The sequence below is a fragment of the Kitasatospora sp. NPDC058115 genome (assembly GCF_042884635.1).
In the GTDB taxonomy this organism is placed as follows: Bacteria; Actinomycetota; Actinomycetes; order Streptomycetales; family Streptomycetaceae; genus Kitasatospora.
Genome location: NZ_JBHVTL010000002.1, coordinates 348,211 through 362,347 on the forward strand (window position 1 = coordinate 348,211; position 14,137 = coordinate 362,347).

Consider the following 14,137-nt stretch of genomic DNA (forward strand, 5'->3'; position numbering starts at 1 on the left):
CGCAGGCCGGGACGCCCGGCCGCCGTCGGTGGTCGGCCTCGGCCGCTCCGGGTCCGGGTCCGGGTCCGGGTCCGGGCCGCCGGGTCAGAGCTCGGCGTGGTTCCAGTCGCCGGTGGAGCTGACCTGGCTGGTGACACCGATCAGCATCGCCATCCAGCGCTGCACGTCGCCGAAGGAGTAGAACGTGCCGACCCCGGTGACGTTGACCGACGGGGTGTTGGGGTTGTTGCTGACGTCGTAGGCGTACCGGGAGATCTGGTCCCAGGCGTTCTCCAGGTACTGCTGCCGCTCGGGGAGCCCCTGGTACACCGGCCGGTTGCCGCCCTGGATGTCCCGGGTGACGCCGTAGACGTCCCAGAACCGCGCGGCCTCGGAGGTGAACTGGATCATGAACATCAGCGACCTGGCGACGTTCTGCTGCGCGGCGCCGTACGGGTAGCCCGTGCTCGCGAGGTTGTCGATCGAGGCCGTGAGGTCGTTCCACCCGATCGGCATCGACTCACGCCCGCGGCCCGCGGCCTGCCGCATGGCGTTGTAGTTGGAGCCGAAGGACAGCTGGCTGAGGCTGTGGTTCGGGGGCAGCAACGGGTGGCCGCTCAGGGCCTGGAAGAGGTTGGGGAAGTCCGTGAAGTCGTTGAAGAAGTAGGTCGTCCCGTTGGCCTGGCTGGTGAAGCCCCGCAGGTACAGGTCGTGCGGCGTGACCCAGAGCCACACCGTGCGGCCGTCCGGCGAGGTGAGGTCGATGCGGATCAGCCGGCTGGTCGGCTGCGACTGGGTCTGCCAGACGCCGTTGCGGTACTCGTGCCCGGCGGCCTGCCGCAGGCTGTTGACGAAGGCCGCGTAGTTGTTCTGGGCGGAGGAGCCCGGCGAGCCCAGGTTCAGCCAGACGTGACCGATGTCGTGGTCGTTGACGTCGGCCCGGGCCGGACCCGGCGCCAGGAGGGAGGTCGCGAGTGCGACGAGAAGCGCCGCGAGCACGAGGACGCGACGGTGCAGCGGGCGGGTGGCGGGCGGTTCGGAGACTTCCGTGCGCATCTCGGTTCCCTTTCGAGGGCGGGCCGGGGGAAGGGGACCGGGCGTCGGCCGGTCCCCGTCCCCCGGGCATCGCGTGGTCCGAGGAGCGGGCGGGAGCACCGCGGAGGCATCGTCCTCGTTCACGGAGGCGTCGTGGACGGCTCCGGTTCCCGGTCCGATGCGGCCGCCGGTGTCAGGTTCTCCCGTCCACGCCGAGGACATGACGGTGTGCCGGCAACGGTGTGCCGGCCCCACCATAGGAACGCTCCATGGGCGGCCGCTTCCGTCATGTGACGTAGTTCGGCCGGCCCCGGAACCCCGGTCCGGTCTTGTGCATCACGCAGGGCGGCGCCGGGAGCCGACGTGCCCGGTGGCGAGGAAGCCGATCGGCGTCGAACCGACCGCCCCGCCGACCGCGTGCACGCCGACCCCGTCGACCGCGTCGGAGCCCGGCCGGCACTTGAGGCCGGCCGCCGCAGCGCCGACCGCGCGCCCGGGGACCAGCCCGATCACGACGGCCCCTCAGGCCAGGGTGAGGTGGGGTTCGAGCGTCACCTCGAAGAGGCGGTCCCACGGCAGTTCGATGTGGATGTCACCGACGGCGGCGAGCTCGGCGGTGCGGCTGGTCGCGCCGCGGCGGCCGAGGAGGAGGCGGTGGCCGGCGAAGTGGTCGGTGAAGTACTGCCGGGTCACCGGGGCCAGGCGGTCCCGGACCCAGCCGTCGAAGACGGCCTTCTGCTCGGCCGTCAGGTTCAACGGGTTCCAGCCCCTGGACCTGGCCTCCGCGTAGGCGGCCTTCTGGATGACGTTCTTCCAGTGGTCGTCCTTGACGAACCGGTAGAGCAGGTACTCCGCGTGCGCCCGGCCCGGCCCGGTCAGCGCCGGCACCCCCATTCCGCTGGTCGAGCGCTTCAGGAAGGCCCAGCGGGCGGTGCCGTGGGCCAGGGCCAGACCGAGGGCGTTGCCGCCGGTGTTCCAGCCGGAGTACGACAGCAGCGCGGCGAGGTCGACGCGCTGCTCCAGTTCGGCCACCAGGTCGTGGTCGGCGCGGTTGACGAAGACCGGGTCCACCACGACGACCGACTCCCCGGCCGCCGTCAGCCCGGCGACCCGGCGGGCGAACGCGGCGAGGTCGGCGGCGCGCCGGTCCCCTGTCGCCGAAGGGGTGTTGACCATGAGCACCAGGTCGGCGCGGCCGTCGACGACGGTGCCGCCGACGGACTTCACGTGCCGGCGGATGTTCTCCGCGAACGGGATGCCTTCGAGTTCCGCCGTCCACTGCTCGCCGGAGATCCCGGCGTACTCCACCCGGTAGGTGGGCGAGGTGCCCGCGGCGATCAGCCGGGCGACCAGCAGCGCGTCGACCTCGTCCGCGCCGGGGAAGACCTCGACCCGCGAGCCGACCCCCAGCCGCTCGACCAGCTTTTCGAGCTCGACGCGTTCGGCCCGGGCCAGGCCCACCGGGGCGGTGTCGTCCTCGGAGAGCACCAGATGGCTGATGGTGCCGTCGGCGACCCACTCGACCATCTGCCGGTTGACCTCGTGGTTGCGGGCCCGCGCCTTCAGGTAGTCGTCGACCACCGCGTCCGGGATGGTGGCCCGCACGGCCGTGAGCCGGGGCCGCAGGTCCTCCCGGCCGAGGTTCTCCACCTGGTCGTACAGCTTGGCCCACTCGACCAGCGCGGCCACGTACTGTTCGAGGTCGGGGTTGCCGGGGGTCAGCGCGAGGCGCTGGATGGTGTCGTGGACCACGATCTGCGCGCTCGGCCGGGCCGCCCGCAGGGCCCGGATCGCCGCGATGTTGGCCCGCGCCGATTCGAGGGTGGGCGCACCCGTGCGGGAGGCGATCAGGCCGCCGTAGGCGAGCATGCTGACCGAGATCACGTACTCGTCCGCGCCGGCCGAGCCCAGCCAGCGGGCGACGGCCGCGCCGTCCCCGGGCCGGAAGAAGCGGCCGAGGGTCTCGCGCGGCGGCAGTACGAGGTCGACGCCGGCGACGGCGGCGGTCATGGTGGGGCAGTAGACGTTGACGGGCCGGTCGTCGAGCGGGACGAGGGCGATCCGGCGGCTCGGACGTGGGGCCGCGGTGGCCGTCTGCGGGGTGAGGCCCAGCAGCGGGGCGGCCAGGACGGCGGCTCCGGCGGTAAGGACCGTACGTCTTCTCATCAGGGGTGCACTCCGTTCGCGTCGGCGTGAGCGGGAGCCGAACGGGCCAGCTCCCTGGTCAGGTAGAGGGGTGAGGTGATGGCGTTTCCCACCACCACGGCGTGCGCCCCGGCGGCGTAGGCGCGTCGCAGGTCGTCCGCCGTGCGGTAGCGGCCCTCGGCGATCACCGGAACGGACAGCCGCCCGGCGAGGCGTTCCAGCAGGCCGAGGTCGGGCCCCGGGGTCTTCGGGGTGTGCGCGGTGTAGCCGGAGAGCGTGGTGGCGACGGCGTCGGCGCCCGCGTCGGCCGCGGCCCGTCCCTCCGCCTCGGTGGACACGTCCGCCAGGACGAGGACGCCGGCGGCGTGCGCGGCGGCGACGACGGCCGCGAACGGCTCGGGGCGCGAACGGTCGGTGGCGTCGACGGCGACCAGGTGCGCCCCGGCCTGCGCGACGGCTCGGACGTGCCTGCCGGTCGGCGTGATCACGACCGGCCCGGGGCCGTCCTTCCACAGGCCGATGACCGGCACGTCCACCGCCGCCCGCACGGCGGCGATGTCCTCGGGACTGTTGGCGCGGATGCCGGCCGCGCCGCCGAGGACCGCGGCGGCGGCGACCTTCGCCTGGACGGATGCGTCGCGCATCGGGTCGGCGGGTTCGTCCGGCAGCGGCTGGCAGGAGACCACCAGTCCGCCGCGGAGGGTGTCGAGAACGTTCACTGGGGCTCCGTTTCGGTGGTGCGTGCGGGAAGGTGACCGACTACGGCCGGGGGCCGCGTTCGGCAGGACCGGGACCGGCAGAGCCGTGACTGACAGAGCCGGGGTCGACCCGCCCCGGACCGGTGGATCCCGGGCCGGCAGGCCCCGGACCGGCAGGCCCCGGACCGGCGGGCCCCGGACCGGACGGCGGGCACACGGCTCGCCGGACCATCGCCGCCCGGGCCGCGCCGACGGCGACCGCCGCGTCACCGAGCGCCGCCGGGACCAGCGACACGTCGGCGTGGACCGGCAGCCGCTCGGCGTCGTACGCGCTCCGGGCGTACGGCAGCAGCGCTCGGCCGGCCCCACCGGCCACCACCACCGTCTGCGGATCGAGCAGCGCCACCAGACCCGCGAGGGCCCGGCCGAGCGCGTGGCCGGCGGTGGCGAGGACCTCCACGGCGGCCGGGTCGCCGGCGGCGCAGCGGGCGGCGACCTCGCGGCCGGTGACGTCCACCCCGGTGCGCAGCCGGTAGGCGCGGGCGAGCCCGGTGCCGGAGGCCACGCCCTCCAGGTGCCCGGTGCGCCCGCAGCCGCAGGGCAGCTCGTCGGCGTCCGGAGCCGGCAGATGAGCCGTCTCCCCGGCGCCGCCGCGCGCCCCGTGGTCGACGGCGCCGCCGCGGACCAGTCCGCCGCCGAGGCCGGTGCCGACCGCGACCAGCAGCACGTGTGCGCGACCGCGGGCGGCCCCGGCCCAGCTCTCGCCGAGGGCGGCGGCGTTGACGTCGTTGTCCACCACCACGGGCCGGCCGATGCGCCGGGCCAGCGCGTCGGCCACCGGTGTCCCGGCCCAGCCGGGAAGGGAGTCGGTCGCGTACCGGACGACGCCGGTCGCCGGGTCGATGAGACCCGCGGCGCCGACGCCGACCGGACCGGCGCCGCCGAGGCGCCGGGCCAGGTCGGCGGCGGTCCGCAGCACCGCGTCCGGGCCCTGCGCGGCCGGGGTGTCGGCCCGTGCCCGGTCGAGCACGGCGCCGTCGGGTCCGACGAGGGCGGCCAGCGTCTTGGTGCCGCCGATGTCGATGCCGAGTGTGGCGTTCACTTCAGCCCCGTATGGGCGAGGCCCTCGATGAACTGCTTCTGGGCGATGACGAACACGATCAGCACCGGGACCGCGGTCAGCGACGCCGCGGCGAGCTGGACGTTCCACATGGCCCCGCCGTAGGAGTCCACGTACTGGGTGAGCGCCTGCGGCAGGGTGAACTTCTCCGGCGAGGAGAGGTACACCACCGGCTCCAGGTAGAGGTTCCAGCTCTGCAGGAAGGTGAAGATCCCGACGGCGCCGAGCGCCGGCCTGGCCAGCGGCAGCGCGATCCGCCAGAACGTGCCGAAGTAGCCGATGCCGTCGATCCGGGCGGCCTCCTCCAGCTCGTTGGGCAGGCTGATGAAGAACTGCCGCATGATGAACGTGGCCATGACGCTCGGCGCGCCGAAGATCGGCACCAGGATCAGCGGCCAGTGGGTGTTGACCAGGCCGAGGTCGTTGAACATCTGGAAGAGCGGGACGATGGTGACCTCGCTCGGGATGAGCAGGCCCACCAGCACCACCAGGAACAGCGCGTTCTGGCCGCGGAACCTGATGCGGGCGAAGGCGTAGCCGGCGAGCGAGGACACGATCATCGTCCCCGCCGTCACCAGCGCGGCGATGTAGAGGCTGTTGACGTACTGCTGGACGAACGGGCGGCCGTCGAAGACGTCCCGGTAGGCCGAGAACGTCGGGTTGGCCGGGAAGAGCTTCGGCGGGTAGGAGAAGATGTCGCCGATGGGCTTGAACGACGACGTGACCATCCACCAGGTCGGGAAGACGAAGGGGATCGCGAGCACGCAGAGCAGGCCGTACAGGGCGACCCGGGTGCGCGGCGGGATTTTACGATTCATAGAAGACCCACCTCTTGCGCATCTGCCACTGCAGCACGGTGAGCGCCAGCACGATCAGCAGCAGCAGGATGGACAGGGTCGCGCCGTAGCCGAAGTGATGGAACTGGAAGGCCTGCTGGTAGAGGTAGTAGACGAGCACGGTGGTGGACAGCTTCGGGCCGCCCTGGGTGAGCACCGCGATCTGCGCGAACACCTGGAGCGAACCCACGATGGTGATCACCGACGTCAGCAGGATCGTCGGGCTGATCAGCGGCAGGGTGATGGACCGGAACCGGGTCCACGCGCCGGCCCCGTCGACCCGGGCCGCCTCGTACAGCTCCTTGGGCACGCCCTGGAGCGCGGCCAGGAACAGCACCATGTTCAGACCGACGTTCTTGAACACCTGGACGACGATGACCGAGAGCATGGCGGTGCCCTCGCCGCGCAGCCAGTTGGGTCCGTCGATGCCGACGGTGCGCAGCAGGCCGTTGATGCCGCCGTTGTTCTGGAGCAGGAAGCCCCACACGATGGTCCAGGCGACCAGCGACACCACGACGGGGGAGAAGAAGAGCGTGCGGAACACCGTCATTCCGCGCAGCTTCTGGTTGAGCAGGACGGCGAGCAGGAGGGCCAGGGAGAGGTTGAGCACCACCAGGCCGACCGAGAACAGGGCCGTGGACTTCAGGACCTGGGGCAGGTTGGCGTCGTCCAGCAGCTGGGTGTAGTTGTCGCCGCCGGTGTAGTGGAAGTCGCCGGCCAGCACGTTCCACTCGTACAGGCTGTACCGGAGGACCAGGGCGATGGGCAGCAGCACGAAGACGGCGCTGCCGAGGAGTTGGGGCGCGATGAACGCGAGGCCGGCGAGCTGGTCACGTCGGCGCCGGGTCCAGAACGGACGTCGCGGCGGCTGCCCCGCGGTGGCGGACCCGCTCTCGGGCGGGTCTGCCACCGCTGTTCGCGGGGAGACGGACATGGTCACTTCCCCAGCAGCGGGGAGATGTTCTTGCACAGGTCGCCGAGCACGCCCTTGACGTCGGCGTTCGGCGTCCACAGCGGGTCGAGTCCGGCGCGGACCCGCTGGGCGAGTTCGGCCTGGCCGGCGTGGCCCGGCTTGACCACGCCCTTCTTGACGCCGCTGACGACCACGCTGTCGAGCTGCTCGTTCTTCAGCAGCGGGTTGGTCTTGGCCAGGTTCTCCGCGGTGAGCTGGGACTCCCGGGGCGGCGGGAAGTAGGCGGCGAGCTTGGCGGAGTTCTGCGGGTTGGTGAAGTAGGCGAGGAAGTCCTTGGCCTCCTTGGTGTGGCCGCCCCGCTTGACGACGCCTATGCCGGCCTGGCCGATCACCGAGTAGTCGCCGCCCGGTCCGGCCGGCAGCGGCACCAGGTCCCAGTCGAACTTGGCGCCGTCCAGCAGCGAGGCCCGGCTGATCTGGGTGATGGTCATCGCCGCGTCGCCGGTGAAGAAGTCGGCGGACTCGCCGGGGCCCGGCATCGCCTTGTCCTCGAATATCCCCTTGTGCAGGGCGGTCATCGCGTCGACCATCGGCTGGCTGTCGAAGGTGCAGGTCTTGCCGTCGGCACTCCAGGGCTCGGCCTTCCAGCCGCCCCAGAAGGTGGCCGCGTTGCCCCACTCCTTGTACTCGAAGTCACGGATCACCATGCCGGCCTTGCCGGTGGCGCGGTGCACCTCGGCGCCCTCGGCGAGCACGGTCGCCCAGTTCCACGTGCCCGCCCCGATGAGCTCGGCCGGGGTCTGCTGGCCGGCGGCCTTCAGCAGGTCGTGGTTGACGAAGACACCGAACGGCGAGGTGGAGAACGGGTACGCGTACAGCTTGTCGTCGCGCTTCCAGAGCTTGGTGGTGCTCGGGATCAGGTCGTCGTACTCGTAGCCGCCGGTCTGCTTCAGGGTGTCGTCGAGCGGCACCAGGGCCCCGGAGCTGACGAAGTCGGCCGCGTCCGTCTCGAAGACCCACGCGAGGTCGGGGGCGTTGCCGCCGGTCATCTGGGTGGTGAGCGCCGTGCTGTAGCTGTCGAACGGCAGCGGGTCGAACTTGATCTCCTTGACCTCGGGGTGGGCCGCCATGTACTCGGCGGCGATCTCGTTGAAGAGCGTCAGGTGCGGCTTGTTGGAGGTCCAGACCGTCATCCGCAGGCTCACCGGGCCCTTCTCGCCCTCCGAGCCCTCTCCACCGCAGGCGGCCAGGACCAGCGTTGCGGACATCGCGGCGGCGACCGTGGCCAGCCCTCTTCGAATCGACATGGTGTTCTCCTCGGTGGTGCGTGGGGCCTAGTAGCCCGTGATGTCGGGCCAGCGCAGTTCGACGCCGGCCGCGGTGAGCTGGTCCTGGAAGGCCGAGAGCAGGTCGGGGTTCTCCCGGACCGAGCGGGGGCGGGTCCCGCGGTCGAGGCAGAAGGCGGCGAGCGCGCCGGCGGCCTCCCCGATGTTCCACTCGACCGGGTGGACCCGGTAGGCGCCGTTGGTGATGTGGGTGGTGCCGATGTTCTTGCCGGCGGGCAGGAGGTTCTCGACCCTCTGCGGGAGGAGCGCGCCCAGCGGGATCTCGAACGGGCTGCAGCCGACGTCGATGTAGGTGTCGCCGCCCGTCGAGGGGTGCAGGTCGATCCGGTACATGCCCAGGCCGACGGAGTCCGGGTAGCGCACGGCGCCCCGCTCCCCGCGGACGGCGAGCGAGAGGTCCTGCTCGACGACGGTGTAGTCGGCCTTGATCCGGCGCGCCTCGCGGATGTACGGGGCCTGGGCCAGGCCGTCGGCGCCGCCGGTGACGTCGCCGCGCAGCCGCAGCCCCGGGAATCCGGTGCCGCCGTCCGGGCGGGGCGCCTCGGTCTGCATCCAGTACAGGAAGGCGAAGCTCAGTTCCCTGGCCCGGCGCAGGTGGTCGGCGGCATCGGGGACGTCGAGGACCGGGCCTTCGAGGTAGTCGATCATCGGCCAGTTGACCAGGGTGATGTCGCTGGCGTAGGCGCCGTCGGTGAAGGTGCCGCGGGCGGCGATCCGGCGGAACGTCCACAGGTTGGCGTTGCCGGGGTTGACGCGCTGGTCGGCGTTGACCGTCAGCGGGTCGTCGCTGGGGTTGGGGCTGAAGTCGTGCCCGACGCGCTCCAGCGTCCTGGGGTGCGGGTACTGCCAGGACAGCAGCGGTCCGCCCCACACCTCGGGCTGGTAGGACCGCCAGAAGTCGTAGTCCGCGGGCTTGTCGATGGTGTGGTCGCCGTCGACGTGGTCCATCGCGAAGCACACCGACACGGCCTGCATGTTCAGCGGCTGGGCGACCTGCGGGGCGCTCGGCTCGCCGGTGTCGGCGGCGGACTCGAAGCCGGTGACGTACTCGGTGCCGGTGAGCGGCAGCAGGTCGCCGGTCTCGGTGGCGTCCAGCACGTAGGCGGCGGTGGCGTGGATCTTCTCGCCGGTGTCGCGGTGGGTCAGGGTCACCGCGGTCACCCGGTCGCCGTCGGTGTCGGCGGCGGTCGGCCGGTACGGCTGGAGGACGGTGAGGCGCCCGGCGGCGCGGTGGGGCGCGAGCATCGCCTCGATGACCGCCAGCGCGACCCGCGGTTCGTGGCAGAGCTTGCTCACCCAGCCCCCGCCGGGGTTCAGTTCGAGGCGGGCCCTGGCCCGTTCGGTGAGCGGGTAGTGCCGGCGGTAGTAGTCGCGGATGCCGTCGCGCAGGGCGCGGTAGCCGGCGGTGACGCCGAACTGCTCCACCCAGGAGTGCTCGTCCGGCGGCACGGCCTGGCTGGTGAGCTGCCCGCCGATCCAGTCGAACTCCTCGGTCAGCACCACGGTCCGGCCGGCGCGGGCGGCGGCGAGCGCCGCGGCGACGCCGCCCAGCCCTCCGCCGACCACCAGCACGTCACTGCGTATCTCGGTCAAGAACGGTCCTTTCTCGGTTCGCCGAGGGTCTGCCCCTCGACGAAGTGGCACGGCAGAAGCCGCTGGAGCGTGGTGGTCGACCGGTCCTCCAGTAAGGCGGCGAGGAGTTCCACCGACTGCCAGCCCATCTCCCGGCGCGGAATGCGGAACCCGGTGCTCGTGATGTCGGCGTCCGCCGAATCGGCCGGGACGCCGGTCACCACGACCGACAGGTCACCGGGCACGTCGACGCCCCGCTCCCGGGCGGCCCGGATCAGCGCGACCCCGTCGGCGTAGCCCTCGACCACGGCGGTGGTGACCCCGGCGGCGAGCAGCGCGTCCAAGGTCTCCCCCGCGGACCGGCCGGCCGTCCGCTCGTGCCGGCCGCTCCCTCCGGTGCCGGCGCGGAACCCCTTCATCCGGTCGTCGGCGGACTCCGCTCCCTCCCCCGCCCCGACGTAGGCGAACTCGCGGTGCCCGAGCTCCCGGGCCCGCTCGACCAGCTTCTGCGTGGCGGCGGCGTAGTCCGCCCCCACGCAGGGCACCGGGCCACCCGCGTCGTCGCGTCGGCCGACTGCCACGAACGGGTAGTTCTCGCGATTCAGCCGGGCCAGCTCGTCGTGCGGGATGTCACGGCCGAGCAGGATGCAGCCGTCGGCGATCCGCAGCCGGTTGTTCTCGTGGAACACCTTGCGCCGCCCGTCGACGACCGGAGCGCTGGTGAACAGCAGCAGGTCGCACCTGAGCTGCTCGGCGCACTCCTCGATGCCGCGCAGGAACGGGTAGTAGAAGTCGGCGCTGGTGCTCGGGAACACCGATTCGTAGGTGAACACGCCGATGATCTGGTTGAGCTGACGCACCATGCGGCGGGCCACGGGGTCGGCCGCGTAGCCGGTCTCCCGGATCACGTCGAGGACGCGCTGTCTGGTCTCGGGAGCGATGCGGGTCGTCGCGTCGGTCCTGTTGTTCAGCACGAGCGAGACCACCGCCTGGCTGACGCCGGCGAGGCGAGCGATGTCACGCTGCGTGATCCTTGACACGGGGGAACTCCTCCGGAGGCGGCAAGGCCGGCGCTGATAATACGTATTATCAGCGGGATGATCAGTGACGCTACTCGGGCCGTTACGCGGTGTCAACGGTCTTGAGGGGTTTTGCAGGGATCCTGAACAATCGGGGCGGGTGGCCGACATGTCGGAGCAACGGTCGATTTGCCCCACCCCCGCGTTCCCGGGGTGGCCGGCGTCCGTTCACCCGCTGTCCAGCAGCGGCCGCACCCGGGCTCCGGCAACCCCTCCCGGGTCCCTGCGCCGACTACCGCCTGTCACCCACCGGGGCCGCCGGGTCGGTGTGCGTGGGGACGCGGGGGCGGAGGCGCCGTCGGCCCCCGGGGAAAATCCGGAGGAGCGGACGGCCGCGCGCTGCTACGGTCGGGCGCCATGAGCTGGCTTCCCGATGACTTCGTCCACCCCGTCCTGGTACCGCTGCCGGGGGGTGGCCACCACCTGCGGCCGATCCGGGAGTCGGACGCCCCGCTCGACTATCCGGCGGTGATGGGTTCGCGCGAGCGGCTGTGGACCGTCTTCGGCCCGGCCTGGGGCTGGCCGGCCGCCACCATGACCTACGAGGCCGACCGGGCCGACCTGTTGCGGCACGAGAAGGAGATCGCCGCACACCAGTCCTTCAACTACGCGCTGTTCGACGCGGCGGAGACCGCTCTGCTCGGCTGCGTCTACATCGACCCGCCGGAGCGGGCCGGCGCGGACGGCGAGATCTCCTGGTGGGTGGTCGACGAGCTGGTGGGCAGCGCGGTCGAGCAGGCCCTCGACGCGCTGGTGCCGCAGTGGATCGCCGCCGACTGGCCGTTCGAGCAGCCACGCTTCCTCGGCCGCGAGATCTCGTGGTCGGACTGGCTCGCCCTGCCGCAGCATCCCGACGCGTAGCCGGCCGTTGCCCGCACCGATCGCGAAGGCCGCCGATGGAACGGGAGTCGCGACCGCGCCCCCGGCTCGCGGGTGCGGTCGTGGCTGCGCGCCATCACCTCGGCGCTGCCCGTCCTGCCGCCGGCCGTGCTGTTCCCGCCGGCGGCCCGGGCGGGAGGGGACGGTCTGTCAGTCCCGGCCGGTAGGTTGACGACCATGACCTCCGTGAACGCCACGACCCCCCGCGCCAGGACCGGCCTGCGGACCACCACCGCCTCCATCCCCGTCACCAGGGACGCCCCCCGCAGCCACCCCACCCTCGACGTGGTCCCGCTGTGGGCCGCGCCTCACGCCGCGGTCCTCCCGGCGGCGCCGGGGCGCTGAGCCGGGAGAACGGCGTGCACGGCGGGGCCCCGGGGCTGGGTGGGTGAGACGCTGTCACCGTGACAGAACGGCAGAGTTTCCGGACGCACCTGCGGCAGGCCGCCACCGGCATCCTGGAGCGCGTCCCCGAGCAACTGAAGCACGAGATCTACGTCCTGGCCTTCAACATCTGGCGCATCGACGCCGACAACCGCCGTCCGTACGTGGACATCGGCTACAACACGGAGAGCCGGTACGAGGAGCAGATGCGCCTGGGCTCCGATCGCCGGGAGGTGCGCTGGAACTACGCCTTCTGGATCCTCGACGGCTTCGACAGGCTCGGCAACGTTCCTGAGGACCGGGTCGGCGGCCCGCTCTACGAGGCGGAGGCCAGGGACCTCGGCATCTGGTACGACGGCGAGTTCGATCTCGGCCGGATGCCGGCGGACGACGGGCTTCGCGCGAAGTCCGGCCTTCTCGAACTCCACTTCCACGACGCCGTCGTCGGCCTCGCCCGTCACCTCCACGAGAGCGGCACCGTCACGAGGATCTTCGGCCGTCCGCTGCCCGTGGTCGTGTTCGACATGGACTGCCCGGGCTGGGAGGAGGAGGCCACCAGGGCCGCCAACCCGGCCGAGCTGATCGAGGACTTCCTGGCGTGAGTCCGCTCAGGGCGAGGGGAAGGAGATCCGGAGGCTGTAGCGCTCCTCCAGTTCGTGGACCTTGCGGGGGACGCTGTCGCCCAGGGTGTCGATCTCGGAGCGGTGCCCGGCGCGGAAGTCGTCGCGGAGCTTGGCGCGCAGTGGCTCGCGGACGGCTTCGACCGGGGCCATGCAGGTCGCGTACACCTCGCCGAGGCGGGAGACGGCGGGGGCGTCGGCGGCCTGGATGCTCTGGTCGACGACCGCGAAGAACGCCTCCTCCCCCTTGGCCCGCACGCCGTGCCCGGCGAGGCAGCCGTCGAGCTGCCGGTAGGCCGCGTCGACCTCCTGGTGGCGCCGCAGGGCGGCCGCCGCAGTGAACCACTGGGCCTGCAGCGGGGCGTAGAGGTCCTTCAGTTCCCGCATGGCCTTCGCGCCGTCCTCGAAGCACTGCTGCTGCTCGGGTCCGGGGGTGGAGCGGCCCGGGGCCGCGCCGGCGGCGGAGGCGGACTCGCCGGGGGCCAGGCCGCCGTCGAAGCCGTGGGCCTGGATGAAGGGCAGGTCGGGGATGTCCATGACGCGGAAGAACATCCCGGGCGTCGTCACGGGTTCCGCGAGGCCCCGGGAGCGGGCGCAGGAGCGGGTCGCGGCGTTCGCCACCAGGGTGGTGAAGGTGTCCAGGCCCTGGGACCAGCGGGTCTCCGCGCCGGTCGACGGCAGCAGCATGGCCGAGACGTCCGTCGGCATCGTCCAGGTCACGGGGATCGGCGGCCGGGGCACGGCCGAGCGGGCGGCGGTCGGCGCGGCCGGGCCGGTGGCCGTGCTCGCACAGGCCGTCGCGCCGAGGAGCAGGACGGCGCCCACGCATGCCTGGACGATGCCGGCGGGCCGACGGGGGTGCCGGGTGGGGCGTCGCAACGTGCCGTCCTCTTCGGGTGGTGGCCGGTGGTGGAGGTGGTGCCGGCAGGCGCCCCGGGCGCGGGGCGCCTGCCGGCGGGGTGGGACGGGCGGGGCCGCGCCGGCCCCGGATGTCAGTGCTGGACCTTCACGACGCCCCAGCCGGACTGGTACGCGGCGACACCGAAGGTGCGGCCCGAGGTCAGGTTGGAGATCAGGACGACGGAGCCCAGGCTGTAGGAGCCGTCGTTCAGCCAGTGGTAGCCGGACGCGGCGGCCTGCCAGTTGCCGTTGGCGTCGACGTACATGCCCTCGTAGCCGTCGTTGTGCCGGCCGCCCGAGGCGCCCGCGAACACCAGGTTGACGTCCCGGCAGGCGTCGTTGGCCTTGGTGGTGGTCCACCCGACGGTGCGCTGACCGGTGTAGAGGGTGTCCTCCTGGCAGCTCAGCGCGGAGGCCGACGGCGCGAGGGCGATCGTGGACGCGGCGAGCGTCCCGATGAGGCCGAGGGCGGCGGTGGTCTTCTTCATGGTTCGTCCCCCATGGGTGGTCGTGCGGCGACCGCCGCCGACGGGTGCGGCAGCGATGACCGGTGTGAGTGGTGGGCCTCGGAGCGAGTTCCGGGCTCGGCTCAAAGGTAGGCGGAGAATCGGCGGCTCCCCGGGGCTTGACG

At 72.4% G+C, this 14,137-nt stretch carries 15 protein-coding genes; 3 read left to right on the forward strand and 12 right to left on the reverse strand.

Annotated features, from left to right (window positions below; genetic code table 11):
• Positions 1 to 84 precede the first annotated feature (84 nt).
• The 10 genes from ACFVVL_RS03480 to ACFVVL_RS03525 form a co-directional block, all read right to left on the reverse strand.
• Entirely contained in the window at positions 85 to 1,035 is a 951-nt protein-coding gene (locus tag ACFVVL_RS03480; RefSeq protein ID WP_380288732.1) for a ribosome-inactivating family protein, read from the reverse strand.
• 315 nt (positions 1,036 to 1,350) lie between these two features.
• Positions 1,351 to 1,527, reverse strand: coding sequence for a hypothetical protein (locus ACFVVL_RS03485; RefSeq protein WP_387671059.1), 177 nt, complete (start codon positions 1,525 to 1,527; stop codon positions 1,351 to 1,353).
• Between the two features lie 9 nt (positions 1,528 to 1,536).
• Positions 1,537 to 3,180: a DUF4127 family protein gene (locus ACFVVL_RS03490; RefSeq protein ID WP_387671061.1), complete on the reverse strand. Its 1,644-nt coding sequence runs from the start codon at positions 3,178 to 3,180 to the stop codon at positions 1,537 to 1,539.
• Complete coding sequence (locus ACFVVL_RS03495) at positions 3,180 to 3,878, reverse strand: N-acetylmannosamine-6-phosphate 2-epimerase (protein ID WP_380288738.1); 699 nt, start codon at positions 3,876 to 3,878, stop codon at positions 3,180 to 3,182. Before ACFVVL_RS03495 ends, ACFVVL_RS03490 begins: the two co-directional genes overlap by 1 nt.
• A 40-nt stretch (positions 3,879 to 3,918) precedes the next feature.
• A complete protein-coding gene (locus ACFVVL_RS03500; RefSeq protein WP_387671063.1) occupies positions 3,919 to 4,959 on the reverse strand; it encodes an ROK family protein in 1,041 nt (346 codons plus the stop codon).
• Positions 4,956 to 5,795, reverse strand: a complete 840-nt coding sequence (locus tag ACFVVL_RS03505; protein WP_380288742.1) for a carbohydrate ABC transporter permease — start codon at positions 5,793 to 5,795, stop codon at positions 4,956 to 4,958. The genes ACFVVL_RS03500 and ACFVVL_RS03505 overlap by 4 nt, the downstream gene beginning before the upstream one ends.
• Positions 5,785 to 6,747: a carbohydrate ABC transporter permease gene (locus ACFVVL_RS03510; protein ID WP_380288744.1), complete on the reverse strand. Its 963-nt coding sequence runs from the start codon at positions 6,745 to 6,747 to the stop codon at positions 5,785 to 5,787. The genes ACFVVL_RS03505 and ACFVVL_RS03510 overlap by 11 nt, the downstream gene beginning before the upstream one ends.
• Positions 6,748 to 6,749: 2 nt before the next feature.
• Positions 6,750 to 8,033, reverse strand: a complete 1,284-nt coding sequence (locus ACFVVL_RS03515; RefSeq protein ID WP_387671066.1) for an ABC transporter substrate-binding protein — start codon at positions 8,031 to 8,033, stop codon at positions 6,750 to 6,752.
• Between the two features lie 27 nt (positions 8,034 to 8,060).
• Positions 8,061 to 9,656, reverse strand: coding sequence for an FAD-dependent oxidoreductase (locus tag ACFVVL_RS03520; protein WP_387671126.1), 1,596 nt, complete (start codon positions 9,654 to 9,656; stop codon positions 8,061 to 8,063).
• Positions 9,657 to 9,661: 5 nt separating this feature from the next.
• Positions 9,662 to 10,684, reverse strand: a complete 1,023-nt coding sequence (locus ACFVVL_RS03525; RefSeq protein ID WP_387671068.1) for a LacI family DNA-binding transcriptional regulator — start codon at positions 10,682 to 10,684, stop codon at positions 9,662 to 9,664.
• Positions 10,685 to 11,080: 396 nt separating this feature from the next.
• Between ACFVVL_RS03525 and ACFVVL_RS03530 the strand changes: the two genes are divergently transcribed.
• From ACFVVL_RS03530 to ACFVVL_RS03540, 3 genes are all read left to right on the forward strand, one after another.
• Positions 11,081 to 11,584, forward strand: coding sequence for a GNAT family N-acetyltransferase (locus tag ACFVVL_RS03530; protein ID WP_387671070.1), 504 nt, complete (start codon positions 11,081 to 11,083; stop codon positions 11,582 to 11,584).
• A gap of 195 nt (positions 11,585 to 11,779) precedes the next feature.
• Positions 11,780 to 11,947, forward strand: a complete 168-nt coding sequence (locus ACFVVL_RS03535; RefSeq protein ID WP_380288752.1) for a hypothetical protein — start codon at positions 11,780 to 11,782, stop codon at positions 11,945 to 11,947.
• Positions 11,948 to 12,006: 59 nt separating this feature from the next.
• A complete protein-coding gene (locus ACFVVL_RS03540; protein ID WP_387671072.1) occupies positions 12,007 to 12,588 on the forward strand; it encodes a hypothetical protein in 582 nt (193 codons plus the stop codon).
• A 6-nt stretch (positions 12,589 to 12,594) separates the two neighbouring features.
• On the opposite strand, the gene ACFVVL_RS03545 is transcribed toward ACFVVL_RS03540, so the two are convergent.
• On the reverse strand, positions 12,595 to 13,431 hold the full coding sequence (locus tag ACFVVL_RS03545; RefSeq protein WP_387671074.1) for a hypothetical protein: 837 nt from the start codon (positions 13,429 to 13,431) through the stop codon (positions 12,595 to 12,597).
• A 167-nt stretch (positions 13,432 to 13,598) separates the two neighbouring features.
• Complete coding sequence (locus tag ACFVVL_RS03550) at positions 13,599 to 13,994, reverse strand: hypothetical protein (RefSeq protein ID WP_380288758.1); 396 nt, start codon at positions 13,992 to 13,994, stop codon at positions 13,599 to 13,601.
• Between the last annotated feature and the right edge of the window lie 143 nt (positions 13,995 to 14,137).

Coding starts and splice junctions, on each gene's coding strand:
- ACFVVL_RS03480 (WP_380288732.1), bottom strand. CDS start 1,035: ATGCGCACGGAAGTCTCCGAACCGCCCGCCACCCGCCCGCTGCACCGT.
- ACFVVL_RS03490 (WP_387671061.1), bottom strand. CDS start 3,180: ATGAGAAGACGTACGGTCCTTACCGCCGGAGCCGCCGTCCTGGCCGCC.
- ACFVVL_RS03505 (WP_380288742.1), bottom strand. CDS start 5,795: ATGAATCGTAAAATCCCGCCGCGCACCCGGGTCGCCCTGTACGGCCTG.
- ACFVVL_RS03510 (WP_380288744.1), bottom strand. CDS start 6,747: ATGTCCGTCTCCCCGCGAACAGCGGTGGCAGACCCGCCCGAGAGCGGG.
- ACFVVL_RS03515 (WP_387671066.1), bottom strand. CDS start 8,033: ATGTCGATTCGAAGAGGGCTGGCCACGGTCGCCGCCGCGATGTCCGCA.
- ACFVVL_RS03530 (WP_387671070.1), top strand. CDS start 11,081: ATGAGCTGGCTTCCCGATGACTTCGTCCACCCCGTCCTGGTACCGCTG.
- ACFVVL_RS03535 (WP_380288752.1), top strand. CDS start 11,780: ATGACCTCCGTGAACGCCACGACCCCCCGCGCCAGGACCGGCCTGCGG.
- ACFVVL_RS03550 (WP_380288758.1), bottom strand. CDS start 13,994: ATGAAGAAGACCACCGCCGCCCTCGGCCTCATCGGGACGCTCGCCGCG.